The following is a 20,167-nucleotide window of genomic DNA, read 5'->3' as shown; positions in this document are numbered from 1 at the left end:
TATTAATGGCCGTAATATGGTCCATAGTACCTGTTGAAGCCAAGACACTCACAGGCAGCCAGATACTTGATGAAGCAGCAAAACGCGTCAAGGCCACGCATTCGGTCACGGTCACATACGACATGAGCGACGGCCAACAATCATCATCAGGCACACTTGTCATAGCGGGCGAAAAGTTTCATTTGAGCTCTCCCGACCTTACAGTATGGTATGACGGTACCACACAGTGGACATTCATGCCTTCATCCAACGAGGTAAACATTGTCGAGCCGACTCCTGAAGAACTGGCACAGGTGAATCCGTTTGTCATAATAAGCTCGTTCAGAAAAGCGTATAATGCTAAATCGCTGAAAGCACCCGCCGGAAAGTATAGAGTCGATCTTACCCCGGTCAATGCGCGGGGCGCTTACATAAAGAAAGCGACAGTGACTTTTAACGCATCTACGTTCATGCCTGAAAGAATTGAACTGACAACCGACACCGGAACCAATATGTCCATACTGATCAAAACGTTGAAAACAGGAACAAACTATCCATCATCAACATTTGTTTTCAACAAGAAGCAGTATCCCAAGGCGGAAATCATCGATCTGCGCTGACTACACTTAGAACGCTTTTAAACAACAACGTTTAATACAATAACAACAAAATACGACAGAACATGACTACAGAAAATACCAAATGTCTTATCATAGGCTCCGGTCCTGCAGGCTACACGGCAGCCATATACGCATCAAGGGCCAATATATCCCCTATCCTGTATGAAGGACTTCAGCCGGGCGGTCAACTCACTACTACTTCAGAAGTCGAAAATTTCCCCGGATATCCCGAGGGTGTCATGGGTGCTCAACTGATGGAGGACCTACGCAAACAGGCTGTACGTTTCGGTGCCGATGTGCGCACCGGTATAATAACAAAAGTTGATTTCAGCAATCGCCCGTTCACTTTAACCTCCGATGACGGCACCATAATCAAAGCCGATACCGTAATCGTGGCAACAGGAGCTTCGGCACGATATCTCGGACTTCCTGACGAACAACGCTTCTCCGGACTTGGCGTATCGGCATGTGCCACTTGTGACGGATTTTTCTACCGCGGCCGCACGGTAGCGGTAGTAGGCGGCGGCGACACAGCATGCGAAGAAGCCATGTACCTAAGCAATCTTGCCAAGAAAGTATACCTAATCGTACGTAAAGATTACCTTAGAGCATCTAAAGTCATGCAACAGCGTGTCATGACAAAAGAAAACATAAAAGTCCTGTTCAATACACAGACGCGCGGATTGTCAGGCACGGAATTTCTTGAAAGAGCGCATTTGGTAGAATTTGCCGGTACGGATAACGAAAAGGAACTTGATATAGATATCGACGGCTTCTTCCTCGCGATAGGTCACAAACCCAATACCGACATATTCAAAGGACAGCTTATGCTTGACGAACAAGGTTACATAGTACTCTCGGGTCATGATCAATCCACAAGCGTAGAGGGTGTGTTTGCTGCAGGTGACGTAGCCGATCCTAATTATCAGCAAGCCATAACTGCCGCCGGCACAGGATGCCGTGCCGCTCTTGACGCCGAGCACTTCCTTCTCGAGCACCAGAGCTGATTTTTAATGAATCAATGTATGAAAGGACACAGTTGATCCTTTTTAATTAGATGTAAATAAGCAAGGCTCCGAACTGTGGTTTGGAGCCTTGCTTATTTTATGCGACCTCAAGGACCGCTGAAAACATCGCTATTTTTCTTTAGCCAGTATCAGAGCCGAACATGGAGCCACTTCGATATTGCCACCTTTTATATGGCCCATTCCGTCTGATTTCAATTGGCCGTCACGCGCTACGACAAGCCATTCGCCACGGCCGATTTTGACTTTCTTAGTCTCCTCACTGCCGTTGAACACAACCTTTATCTCTTTCCAAGAATCACCGTTGGCATAATCTTTCAACGAATATGAAATCAGATTAGGTTCGCCTTTCACATCATCAAACACAAGATGGCGGGCGACATCATCGGCTGTAGTCATACGAAATGCCGGATGGCCCTTGCGCAAAGCTATAAGCTCACGATAATAATTGTATATATCGCCGTTTTCACTCTTGAGCGTCCAGTCGATGGCATTGATTGAGTCAGGCGACTTATAAGAGTTATGCACACCCCTCTTGTCTCGGAATATCTCCTCTCCGGCAAATATAAAAGGAGTGCCCTGCGAAGTAAATATTATAGTCTGAGCCAACTTATCGGCACGCTGACGACCAGCCGTATCCGCATCAGGCATGGATTTGGCCAGCTTGTCAGTCAACATAAGATCATCATGACATGAAACATAATTTATGACTTGTGTCGGAGCCAAAGCATAAGGCTTTTTCGAATTATTACCCTTGGAATAGTCAACCTGCGGATGAGCAGTTGCCCCAACGATGCCAATCTTGACAGTCTCCTCATTACCCGGCTTTCCGGTAGCAAATCCACGGTCCGTAGCATCGCTGTAATGTCCCTTGACGGCATCGCGGATGTCATCGCTGAATACCGCCACTCCCGGCATGGCAGCGACATTGTCCTTCAGCGCACGTTGGCCTACGGGCAGCGGAGAGTCACCGGCCGTCCAGCCTTCACCATAAACAAATATATCAGGGTTCACCTCTTTAAGAGCTTTCACCACATCATTCATGGTTGTGGTATCATGTATGGCCATAAGGTCAAAACGGAAACCGTCGATATGATACTCCTTTGCCCAATATTTTACTGAATTAACGATGAAATTGCGCATCTGTTCACGCTCCGAAGCAGTCTCGTTACCACATCCCGAAGCATCGCTGTACGAGCCGTCGGCACGATGTCGGTAATAATAACCGGGAGCGGTAAGGGAAAAGTTAGAATCGTCATTCAACGCAGTATGATTGTATACTACATCCATAACAACCCCTATACCGGCATCGTGAAGTGACTTCACCATCTTCTTCATTTCTCTTATACGTGCTTGCGGATCGGCCGGATTAGTCGAATAACTTCCTTCAGGAGTATTATAATTTACCGGGTCATAGCCCCAGTTGTATCGGTTGCTCGGCAACTGAGTCTCGTCAACACTGTTAAAATCATACGACGGGAGTATATGTACATGAGTAACCCCGAGTTCTTTAAGGTGGTCTATACCGGTCTTGTCACCGGCCGGCGACACCGTACCATGCTCTGTAAGGGCAAGGAATTTACCTTTGTTGACAATGCCCGATGACGGATGTACCGAAAAATCGCGGTGATGCATCTCATATAACACGGCGTCGTTTATATTTTTTATTGACGGCCCCTTGTCGACATTCCAGCCTTCAGGATCGGTAGTTTTGAAATCAATAATCGCCGCACGCTCTCCGTTGGTGCCAAGAGCCTTTGCCCAAACACCGGGAGTCTCGGCAAGCCATTTTCCATTGTGTTTTATACTGAATGTATAGAACCGTCCGTAAAGTTTGTCCGGTACAGATGCACGCCATACACCCTTCTCTCCACGCGTCATGACCATAGTGTCAACGGGCGTGCTGTTACGGTCGGTAGGATAAATAATAACTTTGGCTTCCTGAGCTTCAGGAGACCACAATGCAAAATGTGTTCCTTTTGCATCGACCACCAACTCAAGATCATCACCATCATAAGTTTCAAAAGCGCTGTAACAGGCATCATTGCCGGCAGCCTGCAACCGCTCAACACCACATGTCACGGCAGTAACAGCCAAAGCGCTTGCGCATAGCTTCATTAGATTTAAATTCATTTTCTGTAAATTAATAAATATGCTATAAGACAATTAAAAAAAGTATTCTTGTATTAATCCGGCATACATAATACCCGGAACAATGTCAGCGCACGACAATCTTCTTAGTCCATTCGCTGCACTTTACGATATAGTAGCCTTGCGGCAACTCAACCGTAACGTTATCGGCCACATCAACCGACTTGATAACCTGACCTGTTATCGAATAGACACAAAAACGCCGGGCCACTCCGTCATGTACTGTTATTTCTATACCGTTTGGCACGGCTTTCAACACCGGAGTACGGTTAACGGAAATGATTGATTCGCCGTCGCTTATTTGCGAGTAAGCAACCTCAGGTACATATACAGCCGAGGTTGCAATCAATGCGATAATAAAAACAAATCGTTTCATTCCCGTTCTTTTCCGAACATTAATAATGCCAATTACAAATTTAGCCTTTTTATCTGTGAATCACAAGGGATCAATCTATTTTTCAGGGAAAAGTATCTTATAATCACGTTTTACCGCAGGAATAATATATTTTTCTGGAACAAACTTCCAATGATTAAGTTTTTCGGGCGTTATCACCCCCTTTTTATGTATATAGTCAGCGAGATAATATCTTAAATCGCGGTCGGTAGAATATACGATACGTGATGAAAGCTTATCGTGAGGTATGCCGGCTCCACGTGTGAGTAATTCACCTCCACCGTTTCCACGATAAGAATTCAAAGCTACCTTATATGTTTTGGAGCAATCAAAATCGCTTCCATCCGCCATACCGAGAATCTTAATGCGACGCCCGGGACGTTTTCTGACATCCACCTCGTATATTATACCTGCCGCCGAGTCAAAATTGTAACTGGGATTGGCAAGCATGGCCCGACTCTCGTCACCATCGGTAGGTTTCTCTTTAAACAACAGAAGATGATCGTTTTTTGACTTCATGGTATTGGCCCATAGTCCGTAAGAAAATTCAAGATAATCTTTTATCTCTTTACCTGTAAGTTCCATGACATAAAGCATGTTTTCATACTTGTAAAGATTAAACATCTCGCCAACGAATATTTCGCCTGCCGAGATATTGGCGTCATATGATATCGGAGCGGCAAAGGATATGTCGGCTCCGGTTATATCAAGTTGCAGTCTGTGTATCAGGTCAACGAATGCCGACGGGCCAAAATAAGCGTCACGTGTCGAGATGGAGTCAGTCAAACGACCTACCGACTCATTGACATAATTGTTTACTTCGGCGATATAAGGTGAAAACTCCACCATAAACGCCGCATCGATATCAAAATCCGCCATCGGACGTAACTCGCCGTCGATATATTTATGAGTCACCTTGCCGTTGTCATCCACTTCAAAGGCCATTGTTATATCGGTAAGAACCACACCGTTATTTGCAGGATTCATGACAAGCACCGTGTCACCGTCTACATTTATAACTCTTTTGCACTCGCGTCTATGATCATGGCCCATGAGTATTATATCGAATCCCGGGACATTCCTCGCCACTTCAAGCGAAGGATTTTCTTTATATCCGGCCAACATATTACCAGCTTGTCCGGCATGAAAAAGTCCTACTATAACATCAGGCGCTTCCTTCTCCTTGATAATCGGCATCCATTTTCTTGCCGTAGTCTCAATGTCGTCAAAGCGCAATCCGTTCCATAAAGTTTCAGGCAACCATGCGGGGATAGCAGGAGTAAGCATGCCCAATACAGCTACTTTAACTCCGTCATGCTCTATGACTTCATATGGTTTAAAGTACGGTTCTCCCGTCGACTTATCTATTATATTGGCTCCCAGTATAGGCATATCGCAGTTTCGGCTCCAACGGTCAAGTACAGCACGCCCTGTCTCCACGTCATGGTTGCCGACATTACCGGCATCATAACGCATATAATTCATTACAGCCGAAGTCACATGAGCCGCAAGCGTATCCACATAATTGTAATAATACACGGTCGGTTGTCCCTGCAAAATATCACCGTTATCAAGCAATATCACATTAGCGCCATATTTTTTACGCGCCTCCTTCACAGCAGAACTTACCCTTGCCAAACTGCCATCGGCATTCTTTCCTGTTATAAAATCGTAAGGGAAATAGTTGCCATGCACATCGCTGGTCTGCAATAGATTCATCTCAACCCTGCGTGCATCAATAGACATCACACCCGATAAAAAGGCCACAAAAACAGCTATAAAATATCTTTTCATCACATTATCCGTATCTGTATACTACTAACTTGTGCAAAGATACGAATAAGTCAAGTGCAAAAGCAAATAAAATTTGCTTTTGCCGAGCGGAAGTATCTAAGACGGATGTCAAAGATACTAAATATATTTCATTCATAATAAAGAGGCGCAGTCTGTTATACAGACCACGCCCCCTATAACGATAAATATAATCGTCTATTTATTTTACCTCTTCAAGCAGCAATACACGACTTGCATAGTCATTGCGTTTATTATAATCGACTTTATGGCCAAGAGGCATTTCAAGACCGTTGGACATAAGGAATTTTCCACTGAAAGACTTTCCTTCATAAGAGAGCGGTTTATTATCTATGCGGTTGAGCTCATGCACTTTGTAGTTTTTGTCGGGATCAAGACCGGCCATAGTCACTCGCGGCAACTGCTGGTTGGCAAACGTTTCGGTCTTCCACCAGTAATATACAGCTTTGTCCTTTTCAGGAGTTACATACATCAGTGATGCAGCACCTTTTTTATCGTAAGGCGACAACAGGCGATATATGTCACCGAACTGAACCACAGGGCGTATATCCTTATACTCGGCGATAGCCTTGCGACACATGTCAATCTCCTCTGCTGTCATGTTTTTAGGCTGTATTTCCATACCGAGACGTCCGCTCATAGCCACGTCTATACGGTATTTGAGTGGTATGGTACGGAATGTCTGATGGTTAGGAGCGGCACTTATATGCGACGCCATAGCTATGGCCGGGAAGAAATAACTTGTGCCCCACTGCATATACACACGCTGGAGAGCATCGGTATTATCGCTCACCCAGAACTCATCAAACCAAGGAAGCACACCGTAGTTGGCACGTCCGCCGCCGCTTGCGCAGGCCTGAATGGTAACATCGGGATACTTGGCACGTATACGGTCAAGAACCTTTTCAAAACCGCGGTGATATTCTATATACAGATGACTTTGGTTGTCAGAAGTAAGGTACTGCGACCCGTGATTCATGATGGGTGCGTTTGCATCCCATTTTATATAATCGAGTTCGGGATATTTGGTCATAAGAGTGTCCACAACATGAAATACAAGGTCCTGAACTTTAGGATTGCCCAAGTCAAGAACAAGTTGTGTGCCTCCACGTCCAAGATTAGGCTCACGATTGGCAGGTTTTATTATATATTCGGGATGCTTCTCGTAAAGTTCACTAAGAGTATTGGTCATTTCGGGCTCAATCCATATACCGAATTTAATGCCTTTTTTCTTAGCCGTGTCAATAAGTCCCTGAATACCGGAAGGCAACTTGCGGGTATCGACAGTCCAGTCGCCAAGTGATGTCGAGTCATTGTTACGTGGATACTTTACTCCAAACCATCCGTCATCCATTACGAAAAGTTCACCACCCATAGAGGCAATATCATCCATCATCTGGGCCATACCCTCCTCATTTATATCAAAATAAACACCTTCCCAGCTGTTGAGCAGTATTTTACGCTGTTTATCACCATGTGCCAGTTTATGATTACGGCCCCATTTATGGAAATTACGGCTCACTCCGCTAAGGCCTTCCTCCGAATATGTAAGAGCCAGCGGAGGCGTAGCAAATACTTCATTTTTGGGAAGATTATATTCCGAATTTTCCTCGTTTATACCGGCAAAAAAGTGATGATAGTTGGAGTCGTCTGTGTCAAAACGCAGTTTGTAGTTACCGCTGTAGCATAATGCGGCACCGATGACACGGCCTTCATTCTCACGGGCTTTTCCATCGAGTGACAACATCACTTCTCCATGTGATGTATGAGAATTACGTGCTCCGTCCTTATTCTTTATGACTTTCATACCATGGTTGAGCGGGGCCTCGTCGACACGGCCTTCATTGGCCCATGAGCCGTAAAGCTGCGACAGCCATACATCGCCATAACGGACAGGCAGATAACCTGATGCAAACTGAGTAAGCGCTACTTTACCCTTCTCCTGATGACTTATCTCTGTCCAAGTCTCAATGACATCCTCATCGGGATAAGTACCGTAGTTGACATTTACAAAAAACGGATAATGCTTGTCTTTCAATGCTACAGTTGTCACATCGCGATTACCGTCCTTGCGTCGTGACACATTGTCGACCACCAGATCAAGTGTCATGTTGCCGTCGGCATGAACCGCTCCTACTGCAGTCTCGGAAACGGTAGACATGCCGTAAGACGGATAAATCCTCAGATTGGGAACTCCCGCACTCCGCAAATCATCGACTTCCGATGCGGAAAGTTTATTTCCATAATAAAGAAATTTGGCATCTTTACCTTTTTCGGCATCAACTACAAGCGACGTTTTCGGAGTGGAAATGTGAACGATTTCAGCAAAAGTACCGACAGGTACCATGCATGCTGTAAATAACAGCGCCAGATGTTTATAGGTTAATTTCATGTTAATTAAAAATATCATGGTTTATTTGTCGACTACAAATATAACATATACATATAAGAATAGCAAGACATAGCATAAATAGTATCATATTTTATCATTATATACACTTTCTTAGCCTGTATTTTATTACTTACACATTTCACAATAATTTGAAAATACGATTTTATTTAGTACTTTTGGGATATGAAGAAAAAATATATTTTTGAACTTCCTATGAAGGTACGCGATTATGAAGTGGACTCCGAAGGCATCGTCAACAATGCCGTGTATCTTCATTATCTTGAACATACGCGCCATGAATTCTGTGACATGGCCGGCACTTCGTTTCGCAAAATGCACGAAAGCGGCATTGATCCTGTCCTTAACAAAGTCGAAATCACATATAAGACTCCTCTTGGTCTGGGCGAACAGTTCACCAGTTGCCTGAATATATCGCGCAAAGGAGCACGCTTCATATTCAATCAGGACATATACAACTCTGACGGCAGATTGGTGGTCGAAGCCATAGTATCATGTGTGACTACCGTCAACGGGCACCTTACACGAGGTGACGAACTGGCATCGGCATTCAGCAAATACCTTACTTAAATTCTCGCAGTGATGTCTCTCCTTCACAAAATAGCATTTTCTTCATTGCGCGGCATGACACCGCGCCTTGCCGAAGCTCTGTTGGCGCGTATCGGTGACGAGGAACACTTTTTCTCGGCCGACGAGCAACAACTGTCAGCTATGGCAGGGTGCCGCAACAAACTGTTTGACACTCAGTACCGAAAGGACATATTGGAAAAAGCCGGCAGAGAACTTGATTTCATAAGACAAAACTCCATAAAACCGGTATATATAACCGACAAAGATTTTCCGGCAAGGCTTGCCGACTGCGACGACGCTCCGGTTATGCTTTACACGCTTGGCGACTGCAACCTCAACGCATCAAAAATAATAAGTATTGTAGGCACACGCCATGCAACACCCTATGGCTTGGATTTTGTAATGAATCTTGTCGACACCCTTGCAGAAAAGCTCGATAACATAGTCATCGTGAGCGGTCTTGCCTATGGCATAGACATAGCCGCCCACCGTGCGGCCATACATGCCGGTGTGCCTACCATAGCCGTCCTTGCCCACGGGCTGAATACGATATATCCTGCCGTACACAGGTCGACAGCAGTGGAAATAGCACGTCAAGGGGGTATGCTTATATCAGACTACACCTCGCAGGACCCGCTTCATAAAGGCAACTTCGTAGCGCGCAACCGTATAGTGGCAGGCCTGTGCGACTGTCTTGTCGTAGCGGAATCGGCTGAAAAAGGAGGAGCTCTTATCACTGCCGGAATAGCATCAGGATATAACCGCGACGTAATGGCTCTTCCGGGACGCACGAGCGATAAATTCAGTCAAGGGTGCAACAAACTCATAAGCGATAACATGGCCGCACTTATCTCGTCGGGCGACGACCTTATAAGGCTTATGGGCTGGACTGCACGAGAAGCCGAAGGCAATCAGCAAGAACTGCCCCTCGAACTGACTCCCGACGAAACAAAAATCACCGAGTACCTCCGCAATCACGGCGAAGGCTCGCTCAACCGCATGTGTGTGGATCTTGACATTCCGGTTTACCGGCTTACTCCTATGCTGGTTGATATGGAGTTCAAAGGTCTTGTACTACCCTATCCCGGAGGAAAGTACCGGCCGGCATAAACATAGCCACATAACAATACGTTTAATATTTATAACATTATATCAAAACACGACTGAAAATCATGGATAAAAAAGTAATAGGCTCATCGGAGATGATTATCAATCCTGACGGTTCGATATTTCATCTGCATCTACTCCCCGAGCAACTCTGCGACCGCATAATACTCGTAGGCGACCCCGGACGTGTCGATATGGTGGCGTCATTCTTCGACACCAAGACATTTGAAGTGTCGTCACGCGAATTCCACACGATAGGCGGCACTTACAAAGGTAAGCCCATCATGTGTCTAAGCCACGGCATCGGCCCTGATAATATCGACATTGTGCTCAACGAACTTGACGCACTTGCCAATGTAGACTTCAATACCCGCGAGGTTAAAGAACAGCACCGCACACTGACACTGGTGCGCATAGGCACTTCAGGCGCACTACAACCCGAGCTTATACTCGGCACCCCGGTCATTGCAGAACGTTCAATCGGTTTTGACGGTGTGCTCAATTATTATGCCGGCCGCAATGAAGTATCCGATCTCGACTTTGAGCGTGAGTTCTGCAGCTTTGTCGACTGGAATCCGCAACTGGCCTCACCGTATGTAGTGAAATCCTGCCACGAACTTGTCGAGCAGATAGGACGCGATGACATGGTAAGAGGATGTACCATAAGCGCAGTAGGTTTCTACGGCCCTCAAGGTCGTGAACTCAGGCTGCCGCTTGCAAGCCCCGGACTAAACTCGCGCATAGAGCAATTTCGCTATCATGGACGTCCGGTAACCAACTACGAGATGGAGAGCGCCCCGCTTCAGGGCCTTGCTCTACTCATGGGCCACCGTGCCATGACCGTATGCTCCATAATAGCCAACAGAGTCAACACCACCGCTTCGCCCAACTACAAGACCGCGGTAAAAGATCTGGTAAAAACCGTTCTTGAACGTATATAATGACAATATACGCAAACTGTTATCCGGCCGACGCGCGACGGTAAAGGACCACCGCGATTACGGCATATATGAAATTAGGTATCCACATTGCCACCATCGGAGACGTATACCCCGATACGGCAAATGTGGATGTCACGGTCATAAACAGAATATAGCTGAAACTCAGCACGAGGCCTATGCCGATATTTATACCCATGCCGCCCTTTACCTTTTTGGATGACAGCGACATACCTATTACGGTAAGAATGAAAGCAGCCGCGCACATAGCGTAACGACGCTCCTTCTCTATCTCAAACGCTTTTATATTGGCGACTCCGCGCGATTTCTGACGTGATATGTATTCGTCAAGTTCAGGCGATGACATTGTCTCCTGATCGTTTTTTGAAATAAGGAAGTCTCTCGGTTCAAAAGGTATTATGGTGTCGAGGCGTGTACCTTTGGTTATCTTCTCTTCAAGGCCCTGAATGTCGCGTATCATATAGTCACGCACCTGCCAATGATATAAAGAATCCCATTTTACAGTCGAAGCTGTAAGACGCGACACCAACTTCTTGCCGTCAAACTTGTCAAGAGAAAACCTGTAACCGGTCTTTGTAGTGTTGTCAAAACGGCTCATATAGGCAATCTCGCCCGGGGCGACCATCATCTGTATATTGCTGCCGTAGTCAACACGCTTGTTTTTTACATAAGTATTTGTATAATCGATACGCTTCACATTGGCCGGCGGTATTATGTAAGCGCTCAAAATCCATGTGAAAGCGGCTATGACCGCGGCCGATACGAGATAAGGACGCATAAGACGCCGGAAACTCATGCCTGACGACAGCATGGCTATAATCTCGGAATTATCAGCCAGTTTCGAGGTGAAAAATATACAGGATATGAATGTAAACAGCGGACTGAACTGATTGGCAAAATAAGGAAGGAAATTAAAGAAATAATCAAATATAGTAGCCTTAAGCGGGGCCTTAAGAAAAGAATCAAGTTTCTCGTTTATGTCAAACATCACAGTTATGGCAAGTATCAGCACAATCGCAAATACATATGTGCCGAGAAACTTCTTAATTATATACCAGTCAAGTATTTTAAACATGTCCGATGTCGTTATATGTCACAGTCGCTGTGTGACCCGTTTGACCATTTCATCTTTCCATGGCTTGAAGTCGCCTGCAAGTATGTGTCTGCGCGCTTCTTTTACGAGCCACAAATAAAATGCGAGATTGTGTATTGACGCTATCTGCATGCCGAGTATCTCCTGCGAGGCAAACAGATGCCTTACATAGGCCTTCGAATAAAAGCGGTCCACATAGCTCGGTCCATCTTCCTGAAGAGGAGAAAAGTCGTCGGCCCATTTCTTATTGCGCATGTTCATGATACCGTGAGCGGTAAACAGCATGCCGTTGCGTCCGTTACGAGTAGGCATCACACAATCCATCATATCGACCCCACGCTCTATCGCCTCAAGGATATTGGCGGGAGTGCCAACTCCCATAAGATAGCGAGGCTTGTCAACAGGCAGTATGTCGTTTACCACCTCTATCATATCATACATCACTTCGGCGGGTTCACCTACAGCCAATCCGCCTATGGCATTTCCGTCAGCGCCAAGATCAGCTACAAATTTCGCCGATTCTCTGCGCAGGTCAGGATAAGTACACCCCTGAACTATCGGGAAATAAGCTTGACTGTGTCCGTACAATCCCTCGGTCGACTTATATCTGTCCCAACCGCGCTGAAGCCAACGAAGCGTAAGACCGAGCGATTTTTTCGCATAATCATAATCGGCAGTACCCGACGGACATTCATCAAGAGCCATCATTATATCGGCACCTATCACACGTTGTATGTCGACTACATTTTCAGGAGTAAACAAGTGTTTTGAGCCGTCTATGTGACTGCGGAAATATGCACCCTCCTCCTTTAGCTTACGGTTAGCCGAAAGAGAGAACACTTGAAAACCGCCGCTGTCGGTCAATATCGGCTTTTCCCAACCATTGAATTTATGCAGGCCACCGGCAGCCTTAAGAATATCGGTACCGGGTCTTAAATACAAATGATATGTATTGCCGAGTATTATCTGAGCGTTTATGTCATCTGTCAACTCATGCTGGTGAACAGCCTTGACTGTACCTGCCGTACCTACAGGCATGAATATAGGGGTCTCGATCACACCATGGTCGGTAGTGATCAGTCCCGCGCGGGCTCCGCTTGATTTATCGGTCGCTTGTAGTTTAAAATCCATAATCAGCTACAAAGTTACCAAATTCCATACAACTATAAAAACAAGGCTGCAAATATCGTAGCTCATACGGCATTTATTTTCCGCCGGCCACGACAACGGTAAGGTCGCCGACTGACAGATGCTCCCGGGCAACCCTTACGAGTTCATCGGAGGTCAGCGACATAGTCTCGTCAACCTGACGTTCAAAATAATCTTCAGGAAGAAAGGCTATCTTACTGTCAATATGGTAGTCCATGATTTCAAATGTCGAGTCAAGTGAAGACGCCAGCGTAGACATGGCATAACGCCTCAACCTCGACATCTCGTCATCAGTAAAGTCACCTGACGACAATCGGTCGAGTTCTCTCACGGCTTCGTCAATAAGCGGCTCCACAAACGCATTGTCAGTAGAGGAGCTGATACCGAGAATGCTTCCCTCGGGATAACCGAGCAAATAAGAGCCTATGCCGTAGGTATAGCCTTTATCTTCACGAATGTTGCTCATCAGACGGCTTCCGAAATACCCGCCGAGCGCTACTGTCAGCAACCGCAACTTTATATAGTCGGGATGACTTCGTGACAGTCCCGGCATATACATACGTACCGCACTCTGCATGGCATCCTGAACATCAATATGCTTTTTAACACCCGGTGACGCCACAAAAGGCACTATTTCCAACGGCTGCAGCACCGACTTCACAACAGGCATCTTCCCCAAAGTGTCGTCTATCATTTTGACAAGTGCGGGAGTGACACAGCCCGAAAGGTACAACGACAGTGAACTGTCACCAGCATCATCGACAGCCGGGATGAAAGAACGTGCATGCCACTGCTTTACATCATCTGCCGAAAGCGCACGTATATCAGATGCTGTCATAACACGGGCCAGCGGATGGTCTTCGCCCATCATAAGCCGGTTCCCGGCCCATGAAGCCTGAAACTCGACCTTCTCTGCCGAAATCTCAAAGTTGCGTGCGAGTTTCTCCTGCCATGTATTGAACGCAGTATCAGGAAAGACCGGCTCAAGGAAAAGTTCCGGAAGCAGAGGCACAACGTCGGCCGCCTTTGAATTAAGCATATACAGTTTTACAACCGAATAATGCGAATCTACAGAAGTCATAAGACGCGCCCCGTTAAACTCAAGCCTGTCCGCTATAATCTCACCGGTGTGGCCGCGCGTTCCCTCACGCAACAGATTCAGCATAAGCTGCGCTACTGTACGCGACGGCGCCTCGGCAAGTCCTCCTCGCCATACACATGTCAGACAACATACTTCCTGCGAAGCCTGATCAATGACATGCAGCGGCAGACCGTTGCCAAGAGTTATATGGCGTAACGGCGGCATGACAAGTCGGCTGAAATCACTTACCGGAGGAGGTGTAGTCCTGTCAGGAACTGCAATCATAAATCTGTATTTAATGTACGGCACAACTTTATCGCTTCCTCAAGATCGGCAGGGGTATCTATACCGATTGTAGGACAATCCGTTATGCCCACTTTTATCTTTAACCCGTTTTGCAGCCAGCGAAGCTGCTCAAGTGACTCGGCAATCTCGAGCGAACTCTGCGGAAGTGAGGTTATTTTTGCCAAAGTGTCTATACGGTAGGCATACATCCCCACATGAGTATAAAACACAGCTTTATCGGGCCACTCTTTCCATTCATGATTGCGCACATACGGTATAATCGAGCGGCTGAAATATAGAGCATGCATATTGTTGTCAATGACTACTTTAGGAGTATTGGAGTCAAACAGTGCATCAAAACCGCGCGAGGGGTCAAAACTCCTCACCAAAGTAGCCAACTCGGTTGACTCGTCATCAAAACAGCCTTTCAGAACCGATATCTGCGACGGGTCTATAAAAGGCTCGTCGCCCTGTATGTTTATTACCACATCTGCATCGCTCCCTATATTGCGGTAAGCCTCATAGCAACGGTCGGTACCGCTCCGATGTTCGGTCGAAGTCATTACAGCTTTTCCGCCAAAAGCAGCCACAGCGTCAGCTATACGGTTGTCATCGGTAGCCACATACACTTCGTCGAGTTCCTTCGATGCCTGAACATATACCCGTTCAATCATGGTTTTGCCGCATATGTCGGCAAGAGGCTTGCCGGGGAAACGCGAAGATGCGTACCGGGCAGGAATTATACCTATGAATTTCATTTTATATCGTTATTGTTTTTATTATTTTCTTTATTAACAGTCGATTTCTTTGGCGCACGAAACATGGACGGTGCAAGAAACACACCCACTACAAGGTATACATAATATGTTATTATACGCCAGAAAAGTGCTATGACAAGCGCTATACTCGTGTTATGTAACAAATCGCCGTAATATTCGGTAAACAGCCATTCGCTAACTCCACTTCCTCCGGGGGTAGGACTAACCATAAGCACCACCCATACTACAAACTGGCGACCGAACACAACCAGCTGGTCGGCACCGGGCACAAATCCCCAAAACAGAGCATTTACGACAAGATAGCGCGACGACCAAGTGAGAGCGGTAGCGGCAAAGGCATCAAACCACCATCTGACCGATCGCGTACGCAGATCCTTTGATGTGGCCACCATGTTGTCCCCGAGAGCCATTACAGCAGATTGCCATCGACGCAACGGACGGAATTTAAATATCCATACGAGACATCTCTTCATTCCGTATGGCCAGACCAATATGCCTGTAAAAAGCACAAGTGTCCATAAAAATATGGCTGCGTAAACAATCCAGAACACCAGCTTGAGGCCGATGACAAATGATGACCCGCCAAAACCAAACAGCATATCATACGGTATTACAGCCACGACTATCGGACAAGCGACGACAAAAAACAACTCGTCAAGAAAAAGTGTAGTGAGCATAAGTGTGGTAGCCCTTCCGAGATCAATGCCTTCATGGTGCATGAACACCATGCCCAATGAAGATCCACCGACCGCCGAAGGGGTTATAGCAGAGGTAAACTCACACATAAAGTTGACCCGAACAGCCTGCCACCATGTGAGCTGCCTGTCGGTCAACGCCCGAAACCGCCAAGTAAGTCCGAAATCACGTCCGGCCATGAATATCCATGCAAGCACTATACATAACACGACACGGGTATCAAAGTGTATCATGGACCATACATCCGGATTAAATTCTCCTTTGAAAAGCCATGCCACTACACACAGCCCGATTATCACCGGCACAAACACACGCCACATACCGAATTTAGCCGGCTTGGACATATCGTTTCCTCCTGTAGTATTGTTGTCAGCTGCGCCCATATCGCTCTATAATCTCCTTATATCTTAATACGACCTCATCCATGACCTCTCTCCACGATCGCGTGAGCGAAGAAGATGCACCTTTAGCCGCCGCTGTCACAGACTCGGGAGCCTTATAAAGGCGTCTTACCGTATCGGCGTAACTGTCAGGCGTCTGATCAGCCAAGAAGCCGTTAACACCGTCAACAATAACCTCCGACGCAGTGGAGCCTTTCAGTATGACTGACGGAGTACCCATCATAGCGGCTTCGCGCACAACCAGCGGTGCATTATCATACATCGACGGAAACAAAAACAGGTCAGCGGCGGCATAATAACATTTCAGCAGTTCTCTGTCGCTGATGACACCGTGCAAAGTTACTCTTCCTTCAAGGCCAAACCGTTTTATAAGCCGGTTCATGTCATCTACGGCATATCCGGTACCGATAAACGACATTCTTACCGGCAAGTCACGAAGTCTGTCCATGGCTTGTATTATGAGTTCAACTCCCTTTTCCCGTATATGTTGGCCGACAAACAGAAGCATCATTTCTCCGGGAGCCACACCGAGCCTTTCACGCGAGCCATGCTTGAAATCAAGTATCGCATCAAAATTCTCCATTTCAAGATCAATACCGTTTTCAACAACAGTAAGACGCCCTTTATAACCGTATTCCCTGACAGTGTCCTCGACCCTCGCCTGCGGTATCCATACCTCGTCGGCAGAGTTAAAGAAATTCATGACACGCTTCATTATTCGCGACACCATCCATGAAGGCAACGAGTGTTCCAGATCGGTACGGTATTTTGAGTGAAATGTAGCTACAAGCGGCACTCTCTGTTTACGGGCGGCATATAACGCAAGACGGCCCGACGAAAACGGACAGTGCGAATGCACAAGCGCAAACGGTACAGTACGCATTTTATGCCATATAAACGGATCAACCTTTGGATAACCATACCTGTATGGCTTCCGCGAAGCAATAGAAAGAGAAAAATAACGATACAGATCAAATCCTTCATGAGACGGAGTAACGGGATTCCATGGCGTCACAACACACGTACGGTAGCCCATTATGGAAAGCCAATGCACGTAATTCTGTACCGTAAGAGTCACTCCGTCAAGCACCGGAGGAAAACTATCGTTGAATAAACCGTATATCTTATTGTCTGTCCTGTTCATCAGCGCGCGAAAATAGCGTTGAACGGCCACAAAGGTACTGATTTATATTAACACATGAAAATTTACTACTTTATATTTAGAGGGTGGTTATTTTTTGTAATTTTGTCGCATGGAATGGATTGACGTCATACTATATCAGCATTCGGCGGTGCAGGCGGTAATAGTCATCGCCATAATCATCGCTACCGGTCTTGCATTAGGTAAGATAAAAGTTTTTGGCATCTCACTAGGTGTGACATTTGTGTTTTTCGCCGGCATTATGGCAGGACATATCGGCCTGTCCATCGATCCGGGCATGCTGCACTATGCCGAAAGCTTCGGACTCGTGCTTTTTGTGTATGAGTTGGGACTGAAAGTCGGTCCCGGCTTTTTCAGTTCCTTTCGCAAGGGAGGCATAACGTTGAATCTGCTCGGACTGGGCGTGATACTTATTGGTACTTTTATGACGATACTGGTCAGTACCTTGGGCGGCATACCGATGAGCGACATGGTAGGCATACTTTGTGGAGCTACAACCAATACCCCTGCTCTCGGAGCGGCTCAACAGGCTCTTGAACAAATCGGAGTATCGGCCAACGGCGCGGCGCTAAGTTGCGCAGTCACCTACCCTCTCGGAGTGGTCGGGGTGATATTGGCCATCATCTTGGTAAGAAAACTCTTTATCAGACCCGAGCAGCTTCTCGATCACGAACAGGATGACGGCAACAGCACATACATAGCGGCATATCAGGTTCACAATCCGGGCATATATAATATGACTATAAAAGAACTTGCGTCAATGTCACCGTCAAAGTTCGTTATATCGCGCGTGTGGCGCAACGGCACAGTCTCAATTCCGGGTCCGGAGACTCATCTTGAAAAGGACGATCGGCTGCTTGTGGTAACCACTGAAAAAGATGAAGCAAAACTCACCATACTGTTCGGCGAGCAAGAAGCCCAGAACTGGAACAAAGACGACATTGACTGGAACACCATAGATAGTCAGCTAATATCCAGACACATTATCATCAGTCGTCCCGAAATAAACGGCAAACGTCTCGGATCGTTACGTCTGCGCAACAGCTACGGCATAAACATAAGCCGCGTATTGCGAAGCGGAGTGCAACTGCTCGCCACACCGAGCCTTGTACTGCAACTTGGCGACAGGCTTACCGTTGTCGGTGAAGCCAAGGCCATCGAAAACGTGGAGAAAGTACTCGGCAATGCCTCTATAACTCTGAAGGACCCCAATCTCGGAGCCATCTTCATTGGTATCGTACTGGGACTTATCCTCGGTTCAATACCCATAGCCATCCCCGGAATAAGTACGCCTATAAAACTCGGTCTCGCAGGAGGACCAATCATAATAGGCATACTGATAGGACGTTTTGGGCCACAATTTCATCTCATCACCTACACCACACGCAGCGCCAATCTGATGCTCCGAGGCATGGGCCTGTCTCTTTATCTGGCTTGTCTCGGACTTGAAGCCGGAGCACACTTTATGGACACCCTGTTTCACTCCGCAGGCCTGTTATGGATCGCCATAGGCTTCTCTATAACCATAATACCGGTCATAATCATGGCCCTCATAGCCGTATACTGTTCTCGTCTTGATTTCGGATCGGCATGCGGCATGCTGTGCGGCAGCATGGCCAACCCGATGGCTCTAAACTATGTCAACGACACTCTGCCGAGCGACAACGCCGCAGTGAGTTACGCTACAGTCTATCCACTCTCTATGTTCTGCCGCGTAGTTATCGCGCAACTGCTGATACTCATCTTTTTTTAAATTTAATTCAAAAATACATGCACAAAGTGTTGCAAAATTAAAATATTCCTATTAACTTTGCACTCGCAAAACGGTAATGGCGGGATAGCTCAGTTGGTTAGAGCGTCGGATTCATAACCCGGAGGTCTCGAGTTCAATTCTCGATCCCGCTACATCTCAAGAGGTCGACATCAGTCGGCCTCTTTTCATATCCACTCCAACCTCAACATTGGAGTCAGGAGTCCACCGCAAAACGGCGCATGGTAATAAAGGGTCAGCGGATTTTCCCGGTGGGTGGTAAGATGTCAAGAGTATAATGTGGCCAGTCTGAACATGAAGAATTTAATGTCACTGACTCCCCTGAATTGGGTACGGAATGCTTTTATCTTTGCGTTGAATGATTCGGCCGAGGCGTTTGTCAGTCTGTCTTGGAAATAGTTGATTATTGTCGCGTTGTGGTTCTCGAAAGTTTCCAGTACTTTGTTGAACTCGTTGTTACCGAAAGCCTCTACGTCGTTGTACCATCTTGCCAGACTGAGCCTTGCCACGCCCGGGGAGGTTTTACGGTTGAATATATCCACAAGTTTCAGAAACAGACCGTAGGCTTTCTCCAAGTCAGGGAATTTGCTAAATAGGGCTCAAGCCGAAATACCGGTGCATATGTTAAAATGCATCGAGGATAATGTTAAAAATTCAGGCGTATAGTTTGACAAGTCGGAAGATAAAGAAATCTCGGTCGCGAACGCCTCTCATTTGAGAACG

16 protein-coding genes, 1 tRNA gene and 1 pseudogene are annotated in these 20,167 nt (G+C 46.6%); 7 read left to right on the top strand and 11 right to left on the bottom strand.

Translation table 11 applies throughout. The annotated features are described in order from the left end of the window. Positions 1-5: 5 nt before the first annotated feature. Together FW767_RS02620 and trxB are read left to right on the top strand one after the other, a co-directional pair. Positions 6-599 (top strand): LolA-like putative outer membrane lipoprotein chaperone, encoded by a 594-nt coding sequence (locus FW767_RS02620; protein ID WP_205523785.1) that lies wholly within the window; start codon positions 6-8, stop codon positions 597-599. A gap of 62 nt (positions 600-661) precedes the next feature. Beyond that, positions 662-1,606 carry a thioredoxin-disulfide reductase gene (trxB, locus tag FW767_RS02615; protein WP_121699246.1) on the top strand — a complete coding sequence of 315 codons (945 nt, stop codon included), beginning with the start codon at positions 662-664 and terminating at the stop codon, positions 1,604-1,606. Positions 1,607-1,735: 129 nt separating this feature from the next. Here trxB and pulA read toward each other — a convergent pair whose 3' ends face one another. The 4 genes from pulA to FW767_RS02595 all read right to left on the bottom strand — a co-directional run bounded on the left by pulA (position 1,736) and on the right by FW767_RS02595 (position 8,328). Continuing rightward, on the bottom strand, positions 1,736-3,757 hold the full coding sequence (gene pulA, locus FW767_RS02610; protein WP_121699247.1) for a type I pullulanase: 2,022 nt from the start codon (positions 3,755-3,757) through the stop codon (positions 1,736-1,738). An 85-nt stretch (positions 3,758-3,842) separates the two neighbouring features. Then, the gene (locus tag FW767_RS02605) at positions 3,843-4,151 is read right to left on the bottom strand and encodes a hypothetical protein (RefSeq protein ID WP_121699248.1); all 309 of its coding nucleotides are present in this window, start codon (positions 4,149-4,151) and stop codon (positions 3,843-3,845) included. Between the two features lie 75 nt (positions 4,152-4,226). Continuing rightward, positions 4,227-5,963 carry a bifunctional metallophosphatase/5'-nucleotidase gene (locus FW767_RS02600; protein ID WP_121699249.1) on the bottom strand — a complete coding sequence of 579 codons (1,737 nt, stop codon included), beginning with the start codon at positions 5,961-5,963 and terminating at the stop codon, positions 4,227-4,229. Positions 5,964-6,162: 199 nt separating this feature from the next. Then, positions 6,163-8,328, bottom strand: coding sequence for an alpha-galactosidase (locus FW767_RS02595; RefSeq protein WP_235898010.1), 2,166 nt, complete (start codon positions 8,326-8,328; stop codon positions 6,163-6,165). Positions 8,329-8,556: 228 nt separating this feature from the next. On the opposite strand from FW767_RS02595, the gene FW767_RS02590 reads away from it, so the two are divergent. The 3 genes from FW767_RS02590 (at position 8,557) to FW767_RS02580 (ending at position 11,009) form a co-directional block, all read left to right on the top strand. Continuing rightward, the gene (locus FW767_RS02590; protein ID WP_121699251.1) at positions 8,557-8,961 is read left to right on the top strand and encodes an acyl-CoA thioesterase; all 405 of its coding nucleotides are present in this window, start codon (positions 8,557-8,559) and stop codon (positions 8,959-8,961) included. Between the two features lie 12 nt (positions 8,962-8,973). Continuing rightward, positions 8,974-10,071, top strand: a complete 1,098-nt coding sequence (gene dprA, locus FW767_RS02585) for a DNA-processing protein DprA (RefSeq protein WP_121699252.1) — start codon at positions 8,974-8,976, stop codon at positions 10,069-10,071. Between the two features lie 62 nt (positions 10,072-10,133). Further along, on the top strand, positions 10,134-11,009 hold the full coding sequence (locus FW767_RS02580; protein ID WP_121699253.1) for a nucleoside phosphorylase: 876 nt from the start codon (positions 10,134-10,136) through the stop codon (positions 11,007-11,009). 19 nt (positions 11,010-11,028) lie between these two features. Here the strand turns inward: FW767_RS02580 and FW767_RS02575 are convergent, their stop codons facing one another. The 6 genes from FW767_RS02575 to FW767_RS02550 form a co-directional block, all read right to left on the bottom strand. Further along, positions 11,029-12,102, bottom strand: coding sequence for an LptF/LptG family permease (locus FW767_RS02575; protein WP_121699254.1), 1,074 nt, complete (start codon positions 12,100-12,102; stop codon positions 11,029-11,031). 18 nt (positions 12,103-12,120) lie between these two features. After that, on the bottom strand, positions 12,121-13,251 hold the full coding sequence (tgt, locus tag FW767_RS02570) for a tRNA guanosine(34) transglycosylase Tgt (protein WP_121699255.1): 1,131 nt from the start codon (positions 13,249-13,251) through the stop codon (positions 12,121-12,123). Positions 13,252-13,324: 73 nt separating this feature from the next. Then, positions 13,325-14,635 carry a M16 family metallopeptidase gene (locus tag FW767_RS02565; RefSeq protein ID WP_121699256.1) on the bottom strand — a complete coding sequence of 437 codons (1,311 nt, stop codon included), beginning with the start codon at positions 14,633-14,635 and terminating at the stop codon, positions 13,325-13,327. After that, entirely contained in the window at positions 14,632-15,393 is a 762-nt protein-coding gene (kdsB, locus tag FW767_RS02560) for a 3-deoxy-manno-octulosonate cytidylyltransferase (protein ID WP_121699257.1), read from the bottom strand. The genes FW767_RS02565 and kdsB overlap by 4 nt, the downstream gene beginning before the upstream one ends. Next, positions 15,390-16,493, bottom strand: a complete 1,104-nt coding sequence (locus FW767_RS02555) for a lysylphosphatidylglycerol synthase transmembrane domain-containing protein (protein ID WP_235898001.1) — start codon at positions 16,491-16,493, stop codon at positions 15,390-15,392. Before FW767_RS02555 ends, kdsB begins: the two co-directional genes overlap by 4 nt. Next, positions 16,480-17,655: a glycosyltransferase gene (locus FW767_RS02550; RefSeq protein WP_235897999.1), complete on the bottom strand. Its 1,176-nt coding sequence runs from the start codon at positions 17,653-17,655 to the stop codon at positions 16,480-16,482. The genes FW767_RS02555 and FW767_RS02550 overlap by 14 nt, the downstream gene beginning before the upstream one ends. A gap of 109 nt (positions 17,656-17,764) precedes the next feature. Here FW767_RS02550 and FW767_RS02545 point away from each other — a divergent pair, with 109 nt between their 5' ends. Then, positions 17,765-19,426: a putative transporter gene (locus FW767_RS02545; protein WP_121699258.1), complete on the top strand. Its 1,662-nt coding sequence runs from the start codon at positions 17,765-17,767 to the stop codon at positions 19,424-19,426. 78 nt (positions 19,427-19,504) lie between these two features. Then, positions 19,505-19,578, top strand: a tRNA-Met gene (locus FW767_RS02540). 132 nt (positions 19,579-19,710) lie between these two features. Here the strand turns inward: FW767_RS02540 and FW767_RS02535 are convergent. Further along, a pseudogene (locus FW767_RS02535) lies at positions 19,711-20,028 on the bottom strand (transposase); the annotation flags it as partial. Positions 20,029-20,167: the final 139 nt, after the last annotated feature.

It is taken from the genome of Heminiphilus faecis (assembly GCF_008728965.1).
Classification (GTDB): Bacteria; Bacteroidota; Bacteroidia; order Bacteroidales; family Muribaculaceae; genus Muribaculum; species Muribaculum faecis.
Note: the sequence above shows the minus strand (reverse complement) of the source record. Positions and strands in the feature narration are given on the sequence as shown.